Source organism: Nostoc sp. C052 (assembly GCF_013393905.1).
Classification (GTDB): domain Bacteria; phylum Cyanobacteriota; class Cyanobacteriia; order Cyanobacteriales; family Nostocaceae; genus Nostoc.
Genome location: NZ_CP040272.1, coordinates 6,353,090 through 6,371,501, shown reverse-complemented (window position 1 = coordinate 6,371,501; position 18,412 = coordinate 6,353,090). Strand labels below are relative to the sequence as shown.

Sequence of the window (18,412 nt, the reverse complement as noted above, 5' to 3'; positions counted from 1 at the left end):
ATGAAACTTAATTTCACGGGTTTTAGCGATCCGGGACTTATTCGTTCTAATAATCAGGATGCTTACTATATTGACCCAGAAGGGCGGTTTTTCATTGTCGCCGATGGCATGGGTGGTCATGCCGGAGGTGAAGAAGCAAGTCGGATTGCCGCTGAAGAAATTCAGGCTTATTTAGTCGCCAATTGGGAATCTTCTAAATCTTCTCAAGAACTGCTAGAGCAAGCTTTGTGGGGTGCTAATGAAGCGATTTTGCAAGATCAGCAAAACCATCCTGAACGTGCCGACATGGGTACAACGGTTGTAGCGGTGATTTTTCGCGCCCCAGAGTCCCCCTGGTGCGCTCATGTTGGCGATTCCCGGCTGTATCGCTTCCGAGAGTTGCAGTTAGAACAAGTAACAGAAGACCACACTTGGGTTGCACGGGCTATCAAAATCGGTGACATCACCTTTGAAGAAGCGCGATCGCATCCTTTTCGTCATGTATTATCTCGCTGTTTAGGGCGTGAAGACTTGCATCAGATTGATGTCCAACCACTAGACGTAAAAGTTGGCGATCGCTTGCTGTTATGTAGTGATGGTCTTACCGAAGAACTTGTCGAGGAAAAGATTGCTAGCTGCCTCCAAGACACTCCTTGGCTTGATAAAGCAGCCATCTCTCTAGTTGAGGCTGCCAAAGACCACGGAGGGCACGATAACATCACAGTTGTCATCCTCTCACTCGAAGAAAATAGTCATTAGTCATTGGTCATTTGTTATTTTCCAAGACAAAGAACAACTGAAAAATGATTAATCTGGTAAATATACTCAGTAATTTGTTCAGCGTGAGCATTTTTCCTTTTTACAATTTGATACAAATATTTTTAGCCTCCAAAATCACCTAATGAGGCTAAATTTGCATAAATTGGTGAATTGACATCTTGCACGTAATAAGGTAGAGCGACTATAATTCACGCTTATTACCATTCATTTCCCAACCTCCTTAAAATTTCTGCCCTCTAAAGCTCCTCTATACTGGAGCAGACAGCATCTTAGGTTTTTTAAGCAAAAAGACCAAGACGCTAAAGGGCAGCATCTAATATTCCCCTCAAAGGAGAGTTAGATCGAACAATAATGAGTTAGGGAAGTAGTCATACCTATCTGAGACTAAATAAAGCCTATTTTCCGGAATATGGTTCGGTTAACTTGGGTGGTATATCAGTAGGATTAGGTGCAAGATATCAGAGCAGAAAAATTCCACATTTAGGATGTAGGCAATCTGTCAAACAGTTGTTATCTTTCTTAATACGGAGGAACAAATGTTGGACAGATATCAGTCCAATTCTTATCCCATTTGGACTTCTGTGAGCGATATCACCTTTACACGTTGTTTTTTCGGAGTTAATTATGAATCAACCAATGAAACTATCCTTGGAACAGCAATTCAGCATCTGCTCATTTTCCACTCAGGTGCAAAATATGAGCCACGAGCAAGCCAAAGACTTTTTAGTAAAGCTCTATGAGCAAATGGTCGTGCGTGAGGCAACCTATCAAGAACTTCTGAAGCATCAGTGGGGCTTAGATTCCGGTTCCACTATGGCATAGAATCGTTCTGATGTCGCAGTGGGCGACCTCCTTCTCTTGCTTGGTTCCAAGGAGGAAAAGAGCTGGGGATGTCGGGGCGTCAACTTCGATAAGTAACTCCACAAGAAGGACGGAAAATTTCAATTCACAAAACCAACGAAGAACCAGTAAACATTGTCTACAGTATATTTGCTGGAGTCTAGACTTAACTTTAGCATTGTAGGCTAAATTTGTTGTTTGCTTTAGCCAAACTTCTTTTTGTTTTGTCTAGTCTGAGAACCACACCTGCGTAAATTTACAATTTCCTGGAGTATCTACACAAGAAGATTCAGAGAGAACTCAGATAGCACTGCTTTAGCAGCTACCAATTTCACTCTTTATACATATAACTAGAACTTACATCTTTATATACACTTTGTTTATAAAAGTTTACATTCCGGTAGTGACCTGCCCTCAATAACATTAAAAAATTATTCCTAGCTGCAAAGATCGTATGGGGAATCTGTGTCAATACTTTCCAGTTTTGTGATAATTTGAGGTTTAATTTTTTCGTACTCACTTTTTAGTAAACTTTTACTGATTTGCGGGTCGGCAGAAGACACCAGCGTGTTACTCATTGCGACCCACTCTTGTAGTCGTTGGCGCTGGGCAGAAGCGACGCTGGAAAGTAAGATATGGGTACAGCGATTTGGTGTTTCTCGTGCAAAGAATAACAAGCGGTAGTAACCCGTGTGCTGTAGTAACCGGACAATTTCTTGACCAAGACTGCTTTTGAGATCGAGATAATAAGGCAACCATTTAGCACCATGCTTACGGTTGTAGATGACAGTAATCCATAGCAGCATGGGATGGGGAATAGAGATGAACAGAAATTGGTTATAGCGGGTACAGAGTAAGCGTTTTTGAATTTCCTCCTGCGGTAGCATCACCCATAAAGCTGGTAAAGCCTCCCCACTGATATGAATGGCCTGGGGAAAGACAATATCGGCAATTGGTTTATTGGGGGGCCAGGAAATGGCACGAGCGATTTCATCGTTAGACCAGGATACCCGCAATTCGGCTTTTGTCTTTTGTTCAAGCTCAGGACTAACTATAGTAGTAGGAACTAGGGCATGGCTGTCTTGTTTAACTTTGCGTGTATGCTCAGGCTTTTCTAGAGACGCTAGAACTTTGAGGATTTCATTGATACTTTGGGGGCGATCGCGTGCTACCTTAGCGAGACAACTCATCACCAAATTTTCGAGTTCTCTTGGTAGTTCTAATCCAGGCACGACCTCAGCAAAAGAACGTGGTTTTTGATAGTGATGTGTTTTATACCATGCTCCAAAAGAGTGAGTTGGTGCCACCAATGGCATTTTGCCTGTGAGCATCTCAAACATCATGACACCCAAACTATAAATATCAGCACGGTTGTCTAATTCCTTACCCTCCATTTGTTCGGGAGAAGAATAAGCCAATGTCCCCAAATAGAATTTTGTATGGTCGCCATCTGACTGTAATAATTTAGCAATACCAAAATCGAGAACCTTGACCAATTCCCCGAAACTGGGATCTTGAATCACCAGCATATTACTTGGCTTGATATCGCGATGGATAATTGGGCAAATAGTACCCTCAACTGGGATACCATCATGGGCGCACTGTAATCCCAGGCTCAGTTGACGCGCCATACTCAGGAATCTTGCTAAAGGCAGTCGTTCCTTACGAATAATATTGTTCAGGCTTTGTCCTTGTAAGTATTCCATCACGTAGAACGGGGTATTATTGTCATCTACGCCATAATCCATAACTCGGACAATATGGATGCTTTTTTGCCCTAGTAAAGCACAGGTTTTTGCTTCTCGCTCAAAGCGGTCTTGTAATCGCATCTTTTCATTTTGGATTGAGAGAGCGAGAAACTTAACTGCAACGGGTACACCTCCCAATAAAGTATCTTTAGCACGATAAACTCGACCCATTGCTCCAGTACCGATTAACTCCTGGAGTTGGTAGCGTTTGCTGAGTAAGCGACCAATGTTAGGGTCTGACATAGAAAATTCGACTCCAAAAGCAGGTTGTAAGTGTTTGGGAGGAAAAGTGCATTCAAACTGATATCTGAATTATTGTGCCCATAAATGACTTTCTAGGCTCGTACTGCAAGGCAGAAGTCGGGGAGCAAAGAGCTTATAGGATAAGCTTATGTGCGATTTCCAATCGTCGCTTTATTTAGGCAGTGCTGTACTAGCTTTTTAAATCCTCTTTTAGGGGATTTAAACCACGCTCTGCCAGTTTGGAACCAAGATGGTTATTACAACTGGTGCAACAGACTAAATCAAACAAGCAGAAAGGGTATATTTATAATGACGCCTTGTACCATTTGCACTTTAATTGTCATGTAATTTTAGTTTGCCCAATTTTGACGAAATAGATAACTCTAGGATTTAGCAAAAACCTTATTTAGGAAGTACCGCGCTTACCACAAAGTTCTGAGAACTCAGTCGTGAGCGCAGAGTTTTGAATCAAGTAAGAATTTCTGTTTACTTGTAGGTTATTAGACATATCAAAAGCTGATTTATTACCCATTGCATAGTAAAGGGTAAGAGTATCTCAATCAGTCTTGACATAAGGAATCAGAAGAATCTAATGTGCTGCTAATAAAACAATAATTTAGAACCTGAATCATATAATTGTTATCCATAGCGGCTCGTTTCGTTTTTTTACCGAAGAAAGGCAGTCCCGATGAGTTTATTTAACCTTAAATGGCTGAAACGAATTAAGCACGTTGACCAATATCATTTTCTTGAATTCTGATGAAGGATTCTACTTTCGCTTACAACTCATCATTGATATATATAATACAAGTGTATTATAAACCATTGACTGCTGATTTTCTCTAGCTTCCCAGCGCTCTTTTATTACTCTCGTCAGATTAAATTTGAAACCCTATTTTGGCGTTAGTCCGCGTAGGCGGTGAGGGGGTCGCAGTCTTGGCGGTTTCCGTCGATTGCGATAGCGTAGCGTTAGCGAGTCTTTTCCCAAGGGGAGACGCCAAGGGCGAACGAGCGTCACTCCCAAACCCGAAGGGACGAGAGTTTGTGTAGCTGCGATTTCTAATCGCTTGGATTATTCTCTCTCCAGAGTCATAGAAGAGCGCTAGAATTCCAGATGAAATGTAAAATTTTGTGTATAAATTCAAAGTTATGCTATTTTTGCTATATTTACTTAAGTGAAGACAAAGTAGAAAAATTGTTTTTCCATTGAAAATAAAAGTAACCTCATCAAAAACTTGCTAGATTTCTAGAAATCAATTTTTCTTTGCCTCAGGATATTTAATGAGTTACCTAGACTAGCAAAATGCATATTTACTTTCAAGTTTAGACGCTTGCTTTAGCGATAAATATTTTTTGCATAGAAACTATTTTAGACGAATATATGAAAGTTTTAATTGTGACGTGCCACTTACCAACTGATAATAAAACTGATAAACATGGATGGTTTAAACGCCTAGAACTATTTATCGATGCACTCAAGGAAATTGCTGAGATCCACATCCTTTACTATCTTAGTAACGGGCAAGAAAATTTGACCTTAGAAAAAACTGCTGACATAGAAGCAAATCTAAGTAATAAATTAAATAAGAAGGTTAGCTTATATATTTTTCCGTATGGAATGAGAGGTAACTTAGTAGGGAAAACAATAGATATACTTTTGAATTTTTATGATAAAAAAAGATTATTTTCTAGCAGGAACTCGTTAGAGACTAGATTTTTAAAGGAGCAACTTCAAATAATAAAACCTGACATCATATTCTTTAGTAGATTACTATCGATTTTTCCAGCATTAGGTACTGAATATAACTTTCCTACTATTTTTTTTGATGTTGATGATATTTCCCGTACTGATTATTACAAGAGGTTATGGACATCTAAGCTACGTTATTTAGGGAGTTACTGGGAGAATATTAAATCAGTTCCTCTTTTCTTTTTTCAGACTCTTTACAAAGAATTACTACTTTCTCGTGCTGTGGCAATTTCAGACTTAACATTTGTTTGTTCTGAGATCGATCGTAAATATGTTTCGGAAAAATTTAATGATTCTCAGGTTAAAACAGTAGCAAATGCTGTGACTATCCCAACGACAAAAAGTTTGCTTCCTAGCAATAAAAATTTGCTGTTTTTAGGAAATTATGACCAATCGCCTAATAATGTTATTGGTGCTAATTTCTTGATAGAGAAGATTTGGCCACTTATTTATCAACAGCAGCCAGAAGCACGTTTAATTATTGCTGGCAAGAGTCCAGATAATATTCGTACTTATAATGATAATATTCCTGGAGTTGAATTTACAGGCTTTGTCACAGATATAAATGCTCTTTATGACCAAACTCGCGTCGTTTGTTGCCCAATCTTATCTGGAGGTGGTACTCGACTTAAAATCATCGAAGCAGCAGCGTATGGAAAACCAATTGTTTCAACTAGTGTTGGAGCAGAAGGGCTAGAAATAATAGACGGGAAAGAATACATGCTTCGAGATCAGCCTGAAGATTTTGCCCAAGCTTGTCTAGAGTTATTTAGAAATGATTTTCTTTGCGAACAGCTAGGAAATCAAGCTCGTGCTGCTGCTATAAAACATTACGATCGCAATTCTATAATTAATCTTATACAAAAATATTTTCAGCAGTTCTAAATTGATGTCGCCATAGTGAGGAAGATGCTTTAGAGCGAATAAATTGATCAAATTGCCAAGGTTTTTTCTTCAGCGTTCACAGGATAGCAGGGCGATATTCAAAATATGTAACAGAAAACTTCTGGACTAGATGTACAGCAGTGAGGTAGCGTTGACCTTAACTTGATTGACGCTCTAGACTCGCTTCCATTGTGTTAGTTAAACAATGACCAGCCAAAATGCCACTACTGAGGTAATATGTATCTTCCGAAATCCGGTGTAGGGTTTCAAAGCCACTACGTCGCTGACGATCGCCTAGTACCCAGTAACGCTGCACAATAGTATCTAAACCAATCCAGCCTTCGCCTTCAACCTGACCCAAAATATTATGTTGTAGTAAAAAAGTATATTGACGCTCTCCCTCATGCAGCCGCCCCTTGTATTGTAGAGAGATTTCGGAGCGATCGCTACCTGGGAATATTAATTTTGTGGCCATAGTGAACCAGTTATCTCGATGCCAAGCTACCAAGGTCATACCCTTGACGCTGATTGGTATACCATTACGTTCCAGCCAATTCCCTTGCATTGCCCAGCGTCCTGGTTCTAATAAAAAAGTATGAGCCACTTTTTATATTTCCTGTCTCGATCGAGTGTCGCCAAGACTACAGTTATAGCAGTGCTGAGTTAGGAGTTAAGAGTTAAGAGTTAGGAGTTAAAAGTTAGAAATTCTTTCCCTACTTTCCCATTCAGTACGGGCTAAACCTTAGCTATCTCCTAACAGCATTTAAGACTGAACTTGCTGAATTTCTCCCAAAAGCACTTCTTGAGGTGCCCCAGTGGCAGTAGGTAGGTTGCCAGGAATGCCCAAATTTCGCCAGTAGGCTAAAACTGCGAAAGCGATCGCTTCTTTAAAATCTGCATTCAAGCCAACTTCATCTGTAGTCCAGACTGGTATTGATGTCATCAACAACTGTAATCTTTGTTTGAGATAGAGATTGCGACTACCACCACCACATAATAGTACCCGTTGTGGCATTTCCGGCAAAAAAGTGCGGTAACTATGAACAATTGAAGCCGCTGTAAGTTCCGTGAGAGTTGCCAGTACATCAGCAGCATTAAGTTGATATGCTTGGGCATCTTTTAAACACTGATGCAGATAAGTCACGCCAAATAACTCTCGACCAGTGGATTTAGGCGGCGGTAGATGAAAATAGTCTTGGCTTAACCATTGTTCTACCAATGGATTGCAAGGAGTACCACTTGCTGCCCACTTGCCGTCTTCATCATAAGTTTTAGCACCAGCGCTTAAATGCTCCACCGCTAGATCCAACAGACTATTTCCTGGGCCAGTATCCCAAGCGCGAATTTTTGAGAGCCAGTCACCATACCGAGGCGGAATATAAGCAACATTGCCAATACCACCAATGTTTTGAATGCAACGCCCTTCTTGGGGATGACTGAGTAAATAAGCATCAACTCTGGGAACGAGGGGCGCACCATGACCACCAATAGCAATATCAGCAACACGGAAGTTGCTCACAGTAGTAGTAGCTGTAAGATGGGCAATTAATGCACCACGGCCTAGTTGCAGACTGTAACCCAAAGGAGTGCTAAATGCTGAGTGAGGCATTTCTCTCCCCCTGCTCCCCTGCTCTCCTGCTCCTTCTTTAGGTGGTCGATGATAAACTGTCTGACCGTGGGAGCCAATGAGAGTAGCTGGCTGATGACCAATTTGAATATTTTGGGCAGCTTGGGCAAAGACAATAGCGATCGCATCATCTATTTCTGCTAATTCTGCCATTGAGATGGCAACGCCTGCACCAACCGCCAATATTCTTTCTCTGAGTTCGGCTGGATAAGGATATGTTGCCCCAGCCAGCAACTCAATTTTGAGATCCGATTCTGTACCGGAAATCTCTACCAAGGCTGCGTCTATACCATCTACGGATGTGCCACTAATTAAACCGATAACGCGAGTAGGAACAGCAACTTCTTCAGTCGGATGCATTGATCGAGATTCTTTTGTTGATTGCAAGAGGTAGTTTAATTCATGCTACTACCTATGTCAAAAAACTCAGGTGACATAATTGATTCGAGAAAATTTACAATTTTTTGATTTTTCAGATAAAAAACAGATACTCTCTGGACTTTTTTGGAAATAGCCACGGGATAAGCACAGGTTTTCCAGGAATTGCTATAGGACAATGCCTCATGCCTTCTTGACCTAGAACCCTAAAAATATAAACTACCTGCGAATTAAAAAATGGCACTTTTGATAAATAAAGCTTATTTACAATTTAGCACTGACAACTTTGCAATTTCTACATAAAACTATAGATATCACAGCACATAATATCAGTAATTATCCTCTAAATAAAGTCTAACAACCTGCATTTTTATCTGGATAGAGTCACATTAAAAAAGTAGTAATCACTCTGATGTTTAAATCTAGAACTAAATCGCACAATGAGGCTATGAACACGAAAGAATAAAAACCAAAAAGGAATTGACAAATGAAAAATCTTTTAATTAAGTCTGCGATCGCTTCTGGTGTAGTTCTATCTTTAGCTACTATTACCCGTCCTGCAATGGCTGCGTCTTTTGCGGTATCAATAGAAAACGCAGGCGTACAAAATGCACAATTATCAAATCTTGTTAATGCCCATGTAGACACTTTTGATGCAGAAAAAACAGGTTACAGCGCAACAAAGTTTCAATGGCAGGATGGCACAACAACTATTGGTTCTTATGATAACGGTCTAATCAACAATGCAAACCAATATGGTGGCGCTGGTGGATCGGGTAAATATTTTGATGTAGATACGAATAACGGTAGTAAACAAACGGTTTCTACCCTGAGTTTAACAACCCCACAAAGTTACTTTGGGCTTTGGTGGTCGGCAGGAGATGCTAGCAACGTACTTACATTTCTTTCACAAGGTAAAGTCGTCTATTCTATGACCACCGCTGATGTGGTTAATTATATCGCAAAACTATCAAATAAATCCAGCTACTACGGTAATCCTAACTCACAATTCAAAGGTCAGGATTCTGGAGAACCCTTTGCGTTCATCAACTTCTACGATGTTGGCGGAACTTTTGATCAAGTTCAATTCACCAATGTTGGTGGAACTGGTTTTGAATCAGATAATCACACAGTTGCCACTAGTTACAAGAGTATCACTGGTAATATAGTTACTCAAGCGGTTCCTGAGTCTTCTTCTGTATTAGGAGTTTTTACAATTGGTTTTGTGGGTGCTGCTTCAGTTATGACTCGTCGAGTCAAGAAAAAGTCAGTTTTGCAATTGTCTTAATAAAGTCTAGTGGCTTGCAAACAACGCAATTTATAGCTCACATTAAGTATCTTCTGCACTTCTGATGATATTTAAGGGAATGTCACTCTCAAGCGATGCCTGCGGCCGGCTACGCCTACGCCACTTTAATAGCAATGCTTTCAAGCAATTTTATTAAAGATACCAATTCTAATTGGTTTTCTCTATGCCTCACTCCCAGGCTCCACTTCGCGTAGCATACTGTAGGCAAGATTTCAGAAATTCCCGCAAAAAGTCAACATTAAACACAAGTTAGGGCGAGTTTACTTAAGTAAGCTCGCCTTAATTGTTTGGCGATTTATTTTATGAGCAGCCACTCTACAACACTTACACAATTCCCAGTTAGCCCCGTGCTTCAGCGTTAAAGATCCATTCCCAGCCAATAGGCTTAACTTGGGATAGAACTGATTTTAAAGCCCAGGTTTTAAGAATCGATATGATAGAAAAGTAGATAAAATTTAAAAAATATTTATCAAATGGTGGTTCAATCATCTGGCTTGTCCAAGGTCAAAGACTCATTAAGACAAAAAATCTTCTTGGGTAATGAACCCAATGCAGAGTTAATTGCAATTCTCACCGTTTACTTTGTCCAAGGAATTTTAGGGCTATCGCGTCTAGCCGTGAGCTTTTTCCTCAAAGATGAACTGCTGCTAAGTCCAGTCCAGGTGTCGGCACTATTAGGAATTGTTTTCCTACCTTGGATGATCAAGCCGGTATTTGGTTTTATCTCTGATGGCTTGCCTATATTTGGCTATCGTCGGCGTCCTTACTTGATTTTATCTGGGATATTGGGAACTGCTTCTTGGGTGAGTCTGGCCACAATAGTTCATACTAGCTGGGCAGCTACCTTAGCGATCGCTCTTAGTTCTCTTTCTGTCGCCCTTAGTGATGTCATAGTTGACTCGCTGGTTGTAGAACGTGCCAGAGGCGAATCACAAGCAACAGCCGGTTCACTACAATCTCTGTGCTGGGGTGCTTCTGCGATCGGAGGTTTAATCACAGCATACTTTAGCGGTCTGCTACTTCAATACTTTACTACCCGTACCGTCTTTGGGATTACCGCCTTCTTTCCTCTCATAGTTTCAGGGGTAGCTTGGTTAATTGCTGAGTCTCCCATTCGGAAAGATTCTCAAGATAGTAATCAGACAAACCCCCTACCCATCAAACATCAACTGGGGCAGCTACGCCAAGCCATTACCCAAAAAACAATTTGGCTACCAACGGCATTCGTCTTCATCTGGCAAGCTACCCCAAATGCTGACTCGGCCTTTTTCTACTTCTCTACCAACGAACTACACTTTGAACCAGAGTTTTTGGGGCGGGTACACTTGGTAACAAGTTTCGCTTCTTTAGCAGGCGTTTGGATTTTTCAACGTTTCCTCAAAAGCATCCCTTTTCGAGTGATTTTTGCTTGGAGTACTGTTCTTTCCTCAATTTTGGGGATGACGATGCTCTTGTTAGTGACCCACACAAACAGACTGTTGGGTATAGATGACCACTGGTTTAGTTTGGGTGATAGTCTTATTCTCACTGTAATGGGTAAAATTACCTTTATGCAAGTGATGGTGTTAGCAGCAAGGCTTTGTCCCCCTGGAGTGGAAGCGACATTATTTGCCTTATTAATGTCGGTTTTTAATTCAGCAGCAACGGTTTCCCATGCATTTGGGGCATTAATCACCTATTGGCTGGGGATCACCGCCACGAACTTTGAATCACTTTGGCTATTAGTGCTAATTACTAATCTCAGCACCCTGTTACCCCTACCATTTATCAACTGGCTACCTGCTGCTGAGGAACAAACTGAGACACCTAAAGATGGGGAAAAAGCGTTTTTGCCAGATTTGATGTCTGAGTTGGTACTGAGAGAACCAGAGTCGAAAATAGTGGAATAGGGTAATACAGTAGTTTTCAAGTAGATAAGGTACAAAGTGCTGGACTCAAAATCAGACATCAAGAGTTTTGCCCCCTGCCCCCTGCCCTATTTGGGTGAAACCATTTTTTCGCTAGCAATGATATGCAAATCGATGTTTTTGAGTAAACGTACCAATTTTTGCGTCAAAGATCCTTTGAGAAACATTTGCCAGCGCGATCGCTGACTTTCTCCAATCACAATCTGGGTGATCCGATGTTTCTCGGCGACTTCAGCGATCGCATTGGCTACGTTACTGTTGGTAATACGAAGAAAAGTACCTTCAAATTCTTTACAGAGTTTCTCACAGGTGTGGATGTGTAAGCTTTCTTCTTTGGTGAGGAAGCGCTCTGGATTGGCGACGAACAAGGTGTAAAGTGGGGCATTCATGTAGTTAGCCAGCCTCGCACCCCGGCGTAACAGTTGCACTGAGTTGGGATAGGTGGATACGCACACCAAAACCCGCTCGTGAATATTACAAAATTGCCCATTAGGAGTAGAGGCGATCGCATTTCCTTCTACATTGTCTGCTACTTCGCGCAAAGCCAACTCCCGCAAAGCAATCAGGTTACGGCGTTGGAAAAAATTATCTAGGGATTGTTGGATTTTTTCTGGTGCGTAAATCTTACCTTCTAATAACCGTTCTTGCAGCGTTTCCGGCGTGACATCTATTACCACTATTTCATCTGCTTCATCCAGAATCCTGTCAGGAACTCGCTCACGGACTACTACACCAGTAATTCTAGCTACTAAGTCATTGAGACTTTCCAAATGTTGTACATTCATTGTGGAGTAGACATCAATACCTGCTGCCAAAACTATTTCGACATCTTCGTAGCGTTTTTCGCGTGGGGAACCAGGGACATTGGTATGGGCAAGTTCATCGATTAGGACTAATTGGGGCGATCGCTCTAAAATAGCATCTGTATCCATATCCGTTAATGTCAACTCACCCTGCGGATATTGCTTACGGGGTAAAATCTCCAGTCCCTCTGCCTTCTCAACTGTCTCCTTACGTCCGTGGGTTTCTAAAAGCCCAACGATGACATCAATTCCTTCATGTTTGAGTGCGTGTCCCTCTTCCAGCATCCGATAGGTTTTGCCTACTCCAGGAGCCATACCAATAAATATCTTGTGCTTACCCCGTCGTCGTGCCGGATAAAGCGAGTAAGTTGCAGAATTTAAAGGTACAGTGCTAGCCGAACCAGTATTATTATCTGACATTTTATTCTTGGTTTCTATCGCAATCCTATTTCATCGGAAAACGGCGCTTTACCCAATGCCCACTTACTGATTTTGCTGACGATTAATATCTTGCAAGTCAAGAGCATAATTCAATCGGAGAACATTGACTCCTGGTTCGCCAAAAATCCATAAAAATCTGCCATCAGTATACTTGTTAATTAAACGTAGGATCTCATCTTCTTTTACTTTTCGCGCACCAGCAACCCGAGCTAATTGCTGCCGTGCTGCTTTGAAGGAAATATGCGGATCTAAACCAGAGCCAGATGTATAAATTATATCAGCAATCGGTTGCAGATTTTCGTCTCGCAATTGATTTGCGTCTTCTAGAATCCGCTTCATTAGTTCTGGATTGCTAGCGGCGAGATTGCTGGCTCCAGATATGCCAGTTGGCTTGGCTTTTTTTCCTTGGCTATATCTAACAGTACTGGGACGAGGATGGAAATATCGCTCAGATGTGAACACCTGCCCGATCAAAGCTGAACCAATTGGTTCATTATTTAGATTCAGCATAATGCTGCCATTAGCTTGATAGGGCAAAAAAACTTGACCTACGACAAGGATGATCAGCGGATAGATAATTGCAGTCAACAACCAAAGCATTAGAGTTATAAAAATTGCTCTGATGGTTTCTCGAATAATAGCCATAATAAGTTTTCCAATTGCTCCTAGAATTTTATTTTTTATTTTTATTTTTTATTCTTTTGCCCACTCAGGAAGAAGTTAAAGAATGCTGTTAGCAACAGCATAAAACACTGGGGTAACTACCAATACGGTTCGGTTAAAGGGGAAAGGGAAAAAGGGAAAGGTTTTGAATACATCCTTGAACCTTTAACCCTTCACCATTCCCCAGACCACAAGGAAAGTGAAAAATGCTTATCCGAACCGTATTGGGGCAACTACCACATTCAAACACAGCAGGATAAAAATAGCGAGTGGTAGGGGCAATTCATGAATTGCCCCTACAGCGAGGTTTTGGGTAAGTCCTACAGGCGCATCTTCATAAATAAATGGTATAAGAGGATGTTTGAAAAGTAGTATTAGGCGAATAGAATGATTCCTCCGCCACGTCAAGGGCGAACGCTACTACACAAAACTTAGTCACCTCCGTGGACTAAGAGAAAATCAACGGTTTTTAACCCACGGAGGTGGGTTTGGTTTGTGTAGCCGCGACTTCCAGTCGCCCGGTGAGTAATAAATTAGACTTTTCAAACATCCTCTAAGCCAAACCTATAACTGTAATCAGTATATCGATCAACTTAATCGCAATAAACGGCGCAATCACCCCACCTAAGCCGTAAATTAATATATTGCGTTGGAGTAGCTGATTAGCTTTCAACGGTCTAAATCGCACACCCTTTAATGCCAAGGGAATCAAAGCGGGAATAATCAAAGCATTATAAATCAGCGCTGATAGTACAGCAGATTTCGGGCTAGTCAAATTCATAATATTTAGGCTTTGCAGGTTAGCAGTGACAAATATCACTGGGATAATTGCAAAGTATTTAGCAACATCATTAGCGATGGAAAATGTCATCAATGCCCCGCGAGTAATCAACAATTGTTTACCAATGCTAATGATATCGATCAGCTTTGTGGGATCGGAGTCCAAATCGACCATGTTGGCGGCTTCTTTGGCAGCTTGCGTCCCCGTATTCATGGCAACGCCAACGTTAGCTTGAGCTAATGCTGGAGCATCGTTAGTTCCATCTCCTGTCATGGCAACCAGTTTGCCTGCGGCTTGTTCCTTTTTAATGACATTGATTTTGTCTTCTGGTGTGGCTTCGGCAATGAAGTCATCCACGCCTGCTTCTTTGGCGATGACCGAAGCTGTAATTCGGTTGTCTCCAGTTAGCATGATGGTACGCACTCCCATCCGTCGCAGTTGCTCAAAGCGATCGCGGATACCAGGTTTAACTATATCTTTGAGATAAATAATACCGTAAATTTCGTTATCTAGGCTGACTGCTAGGGGTGTGCCTCCCAGGCGAGCAACTCGTTCGTAGATAGCATTTAATTCTGGTGTATCGCGTCCGTTGCGGGAACGCACAAATCCTTTAATGGCTTCTACTGCTCCCTTTCTCGCCTCATATCCACCGGGTAAGTTAGTGCCACTCATCCGTGTTTTGGCGGAAAAACTAACTCCTTCTGCCTGGTTGGGGTCAAAATCAAACCGTGCTACCAACTTTTCTGCTAGTCGCACAATGGATTTACCTTCTGGTGTATCGTCAAAGACACTAGCCGCCCAGGCAACATTAGCAATTTCTGTCATTGAATGACCGTTGATGGGAATAAACTCTTCCGCCAAACGGTTGCCAAGGGTAATTGTACCTGTCTTATCAAGAACTAGAGTGTTGATATCACCACAGGCTTCGACTGCTCTTCCTGAAGTTGCAATGACGTTAAATCGGGCGACTCGATCCATACCAGCAATGCCAATGGTACTTAGTAAGCCGCCAATGGTTGTAGGAATTAATGCTACTAATAGGGCAATTAAAATTGGTATACTGACTGGACTGTTGACATAGTAAGCAAGTGCAGGCAGAGTTACCACTACTAATAAAAATACTAAGCTGAGAACTGCCAGTAATACTGTCAAAGCAATTTCATTGGGTGTTTTACTGCGTTCTGCCCCTTCTAGCAAGGCAATCATCCGGTCAATAAAGCCTTTGCCTGGATCGGATGTGATGCGAATAATTAGCTCATCTGAGATAATCCGCGTCCCACCAGTGATAGAACTGGCAACATCGGAACCTGATTCTTTTAATACTGGTGCGGATTCCCCTGTAATTGCCGATTCATCCACTGAGGCAACACCCATAATTACTTCGCCATCAGCGGGGATGATATCGCCAGCAACGACGTAGATGGTATCACCCTGTTTGAGGCTAGTGGATGAAACTTCGCTAAGTGTGCCATCGGGAGCAAGTTTTTTCGTGCTCGTCTCTGATTTCGTTAACCGCAAGGCATCAGCTTGGGCTTTACCCCGCCCTTCTGCCACTGCTTCGGCAAAATTGGCAAACCAAACTGTAAAGAATAAAATCCCCGATAACAAGCCATTGAAAAGTTGCGGGTTCTTTTGAAGGGCTGGACCAAATAGGTTGGGATCAATCGTTAGCAATAGGATGATGATTGTCCCTACCCAAACCACAAATATCACTGGATTTTTGATTGCATACTTAGGGTTGAGCTTGACAAAAGCATCTCTAATTGCCCTGAAGTACAGCCATTTATTACTTGCCCTGGCCTTTTTACGTCCTTGGCGGCGATCGCCAGAACGAGAATTTGGGCGTCTAGCTTTGAAGTTAGTTGCCACTTGATTCATAAATAAAGTTAGAAGTGAGAAGTACAGACGCGATTAATCGCGTCTGTACAGGAGAGTAGAGGATTAATCGCCTCTGTACGGGAGTTAGGAGTTATTAGGAACTTCTAATAAAATATCCAACCTGTAGGCTGGCGTTAGTAAGACACTCTACGAAACTGGATAATTTATTTATTTTTTAGTATTCTCTTAATTCCAAACTCATCACTCATAACTCATAAATTTTCTAACTGCCAGATGCTAGCTTTAAACCCTCAGCTATGGGGCCTAAAGCCAGAACGGGAAAGAAAGTCAATACTCCCAAAACCAGTGTCACTCCAGCTGTGATACCAGTAAATATCAGGGAATCAGTTCTTAAGGTACCAGGGGTTTCGGGGACTGGTTTTTTGCGAGACATGCCGTCAGACAACAGCAGGATAGCAATTATCGGAATGTAGCGTCCTCCTATTAAGCTAACTAAAGTACTCAAGTTCCACCATAGGGTGTTATCCCTCAACCCCTCTAAGCCAGAGCCATTGTTTGCTGCTGCTGAGGCGTATTCATAAACTACTTGAGAAATACCGTGATAGCCAGAGTTGCTAATTCCAGATAGGGAGATGGGATAAGCTAGAGCGATCGCACTGGGAATCAAAACTAGAATTGGGTGAATCAACAGCACGACGCTGGCAAGGACGATTTCTCGCTTTTCAATTTTGCGTCCTAAAAACTCTGGGGTGCGTCCTGCCAGGAGTCCAGTGAGAAACACTGTGAGAATTAAGTAAATAAATAAATAAGCTGTTCCAGTTCCTTGACCACCCCAGAGAACTTGGATAAATAAGTTGAAGAGAGTCGAAAATATTCCTTGCGGCATCAAAGAATCGTGCATCCCATTTACCGCACCAGACATAGTAGCAGTAGTCATCACTGCCCAAAATGCCGTTTGTGCCCAGCCAAATCGAACTTCTTTACCCTCTAAATTAGGCTGTTCTAATCCAAAGGCGTTATTAACTAGGGGATTACCTTGCAGTTCTCCTACGGCTGTCACTCCCACCAGAATTACAAAAATCACAAACACCATCCAAAAAAGTAGCCAAGCTTGTTTGATGTTGTTGGCAAATATACCGTAGGTGTAAATCAAGGCTGCTGGGATAGAAATCATGGCGATCATTTCTATCAAATTAGAAGCGCCATTGGGATTTTCAAAAGGATGTGCTGAGTTTACGCCAAAAAAACCGCCGCCGTTCTCACCCAAAAGTTTGATCATTTCAAAGGATGCTACTGGGCCTCTGGCAAGATATTGCGTCCCGCCTTCTAAGGTTCTTACATCCAGAGTGTTCGCTAATGTTTGTGGCACACCTGTTACCAGCAAAGCGATCGCGCCAATAATCGAAATCGGCAGCAATATTCGCGTAATTCCACGAACTAGATCGACGTAAAAGTTACCCAGCCGTCTACCCGTCAACCCGCGAATAAAGGCAATTCCTACAGATAAACCAGTAGCTGCGGAGGTGAACATCAAAAAGCCTAAAGCCGCTACCTGGCTAAAATAGCTTAAGGTTGTCTCACCAACATAGTGTTGCTGGTCGGTATTTGTCACAAATGAAATGGTTGTGTGCAGTAATACATCCCAAGTAATAGCACCAAAGCCGTTAGGATTCCAGGGTAAGAGTTTCTGAAAATATATCAGCAAATATACTGAAGTACCCATAATAATGTTGCTGCATAATACAGCCCGGATATACTGCCAAGCCGTCATATCATCTTTTCTCCGAACACCCGCTAGTACGAACATACTTCGCTCTATGGGGTTCATTAAAAAATCCAGCAGTGTTCTTTCTCCCAAGAAGACGCGTGCTATGTATCTTCCAAATAGTGGAGTGATTGTGATGACAATACATAGCGTTAAGCCTATTTGTAAAAAACCTTGTCCCATATATTTTGTGCTAAATTAAATTTGAGTACTAAGAAGCCAATTGTGAGAAATAACAGATTAACTGTGGGAATATTTGATTTCGAGAGATTTACTATTTTCCAGATAATTGTTAAAGTTTTTGTTAAGAATATTTAATTTTTACTCTTAATTCATCTATATCACTAGTTAGGATTATTTGTTTATACAATACATTTTCCCAGTTTGCTACTTTCAAAGATATCAACTGCACCAATCAAAGAAACATTTTTGTTTCCTTTTGGATGAGATGTACGTGTGCTTGTTGTCTTGCTGATAGAACGGGCAAACGATCATACTAAAGTTGAAGAAGAATTCAAAAGTCAGAATGGGCTACGCCCATCTGCGCTAACATGAGCGGGGCGGGGCCGGAGACGTTTCCGTTAGCTCTGGTCAGAATTAAGACGCTCTCTACGAGATCCTACGCGTAGAGAACGTCTGAGTTACATTGATATCAACCTAACAATACTTCCTTT

The 18,412-nt window shown here is 41.6% G+C and carries 12 protein-coding genes; 5 read left to right on the top strand and 7 right to left on the bottom strand.

Annotated elements, in window-relative coordinates; genetic code table 11:
- Both FD723_RS26305 and FD723_RS26300 read left to right on the top strand, forming a co-directional pair.
- Window positions 1-738 carry a Stp1/IreP family PP2C-type Ser/Thr phosphatase gene (locus tag FD723_RS26305; protein WP_179068001.1) on the top strand — a complete coding sequence of 246 codons (738 nt, stop codon included), beginning with the start codon at window positions 1-3 and terminating at the stop codon, window positions 736-738.
- A 645-nt stretch (window positions 739-1,383) separates the two neighbouring features.
- Window positions 1,384-1,581 (top strand): NblA/ycf18 family protein, encoded by a 198-nt coding sequence (locus FD723_RS26300; protein ID WP_094348015.1) that lies wholly within the window; start codon window positions 1,384-1,386, stop codon window positions 1,579-1,581.
- A 455-nt stretch (window positions 1,582-2,036) separates the two neighbouring features.
- On the opposite strand, the gene FD723_RS26295 is transcribed toward FD723_RS26300, so the two are convergent.
- Complete coding sequence (locus tag FD723_RS26295) at window positions 2,037-3,590, bottom strand: serine/threonine-protein kinase (protein WP_179068000.1); 1,554 nt, start codon at window positions 3,588-3,590, stop codon at window positions 2,037-2,039.
- A gap of 1,381 nt (window positions 3,591-4,971) precedes the next feature.
- Here FD723_RS26295 and FD723_RS26290 point away from each other — a divergent pair.
- The gene (locus FD723_RS26290; protein ID WP_179067999.1) at window positions 4,972-6,225 is read left to right on the top strand and encodes a glycosyltransferase; all 1,254 of its coding nucleotides are present in this window, start codon (window positions 4,972-4,974) and stop codon (window positions 6,223-6,225) included.
- Between the two features lie 157 nt (window positions 6,226-6,382).
- Here FD723_RS26290 and FD723_RS26285 read toward each other — a convergent pair whose 3' ends face one another.
- Together FD723_RS26285 and FD723_RS26280 are read right to left on the bottom strand one after the other, a co-directional pair.
- Entirely contained in the window at window positions 6,383-6,829 is a 447-nt protein-coding gene (locus tag FD723_RS26285) for a hypothetical protein (protein ID WP_179067998.1), read from the bottom strand.
- A gap of 159 nt (window positions 6,830-6,988) precedes the next feature.
- Window positions 6,989-8,212, bottom strand: a complete 1,224-nt coding sequence (locus tag FD723_RS26280; RefSeq protein ID WP_179067997.1) for an anhydro-N-acetylmuramic acid kinase — start codon at window positions 8,210-8,212, stop codon at window positions 6,989-6,991.
- 505 nt (window positions 8,213-8,717) lie between these two features.
- On the opposite strand from FD723_RS26280, the gene FD723_RS26275 reads away from it, so the two are divergent.
- Window positions 8,718-9,518 (top strand): hypothetical protein, encoded by an 801-nt coding sequence (locus FD723_RS26275; protein ID WP_179067996.1) that lies wholly within the window; start codon window positions 8,718-8,720, stop codon window positions 9,516-9,518.
- A gap of 494 nt (window positions 9,519-10,012) precedes the next feature.
- Window positions 10,013-11,428 carry a folate/biopterin family MFS transporter gene (locus FD723_RS26270; RefSeq protein WP_179067995.1) on the top strand — a complete coding sequence of 472 codons (1,416 nt, stop codon included), beginning with the start codon at window positions 10,013-10,015 and terminating at the stop codon, window positions 11,426-11,428.
- Window positions 11,429-11,514: 86 nt separating this feature from the next.
- Here the strand turns inward: FD723_RS26270 and FD723_RS26265 are convergent, their stop codons facing one another.
- From FD723_RS26265 to kdpA, 4 genes are all read right to left on the bottom strand, one after another.
- Window positions 11,515-12,669 carry a universal stress protein gene (locus FD723_RS26265; RefSeq protein ID WP_179067994.1) on the bottom strand — a complete coding sequence of 385 codons (1,155 nt, stop codon included), beginning with the start codon at window positions 12,667-12,669 and terminating at the stop codon, window positions 11,515-11,517.
- Between the two features lie 63 nt (window positions 12,670-12,732).
- Window positions 12,733-13,335: a K(+)-transporting ATPase subunit C gene (gene kdpC / locus FD723_RS26260; RefSeq protein ID WP_179067993.1), complete on the bottom strand. Its 603-nt coding sequence runs from the start codon at window positions 13,333-13,335 to the stop codon at window positions 12,733-12,735.
- Between the two features lie 571 nt (window positions 13,336-13,906).
- Entirely contained in the window at window positions 13,907-16,012 is a 2,106-nt protein-coding gene (gene kdpB / locus FD723_RS26255; protein WP_179067992.1) for a potassium-transporting ATPase subunit KdpB, read from the bottom strand.
- A 223-nt stretch (window positions 16,013-16,235) separates the two neighbouring features.
- Complete coding sequence (gene kdpA, locus FD723_RS26250) at window positions 16,236-17,921, bottom strand: potassium-transporting ATPase subunit KdpA (RefSeq protein WP_179067991.1); 1,686 nt, start codon at window positions 17,919-17,921, stop codon at window positions 16,236-16,238.
- Between the last annotated feature and the right edge of the window lie 491 nt (window positions 17,922-18,412).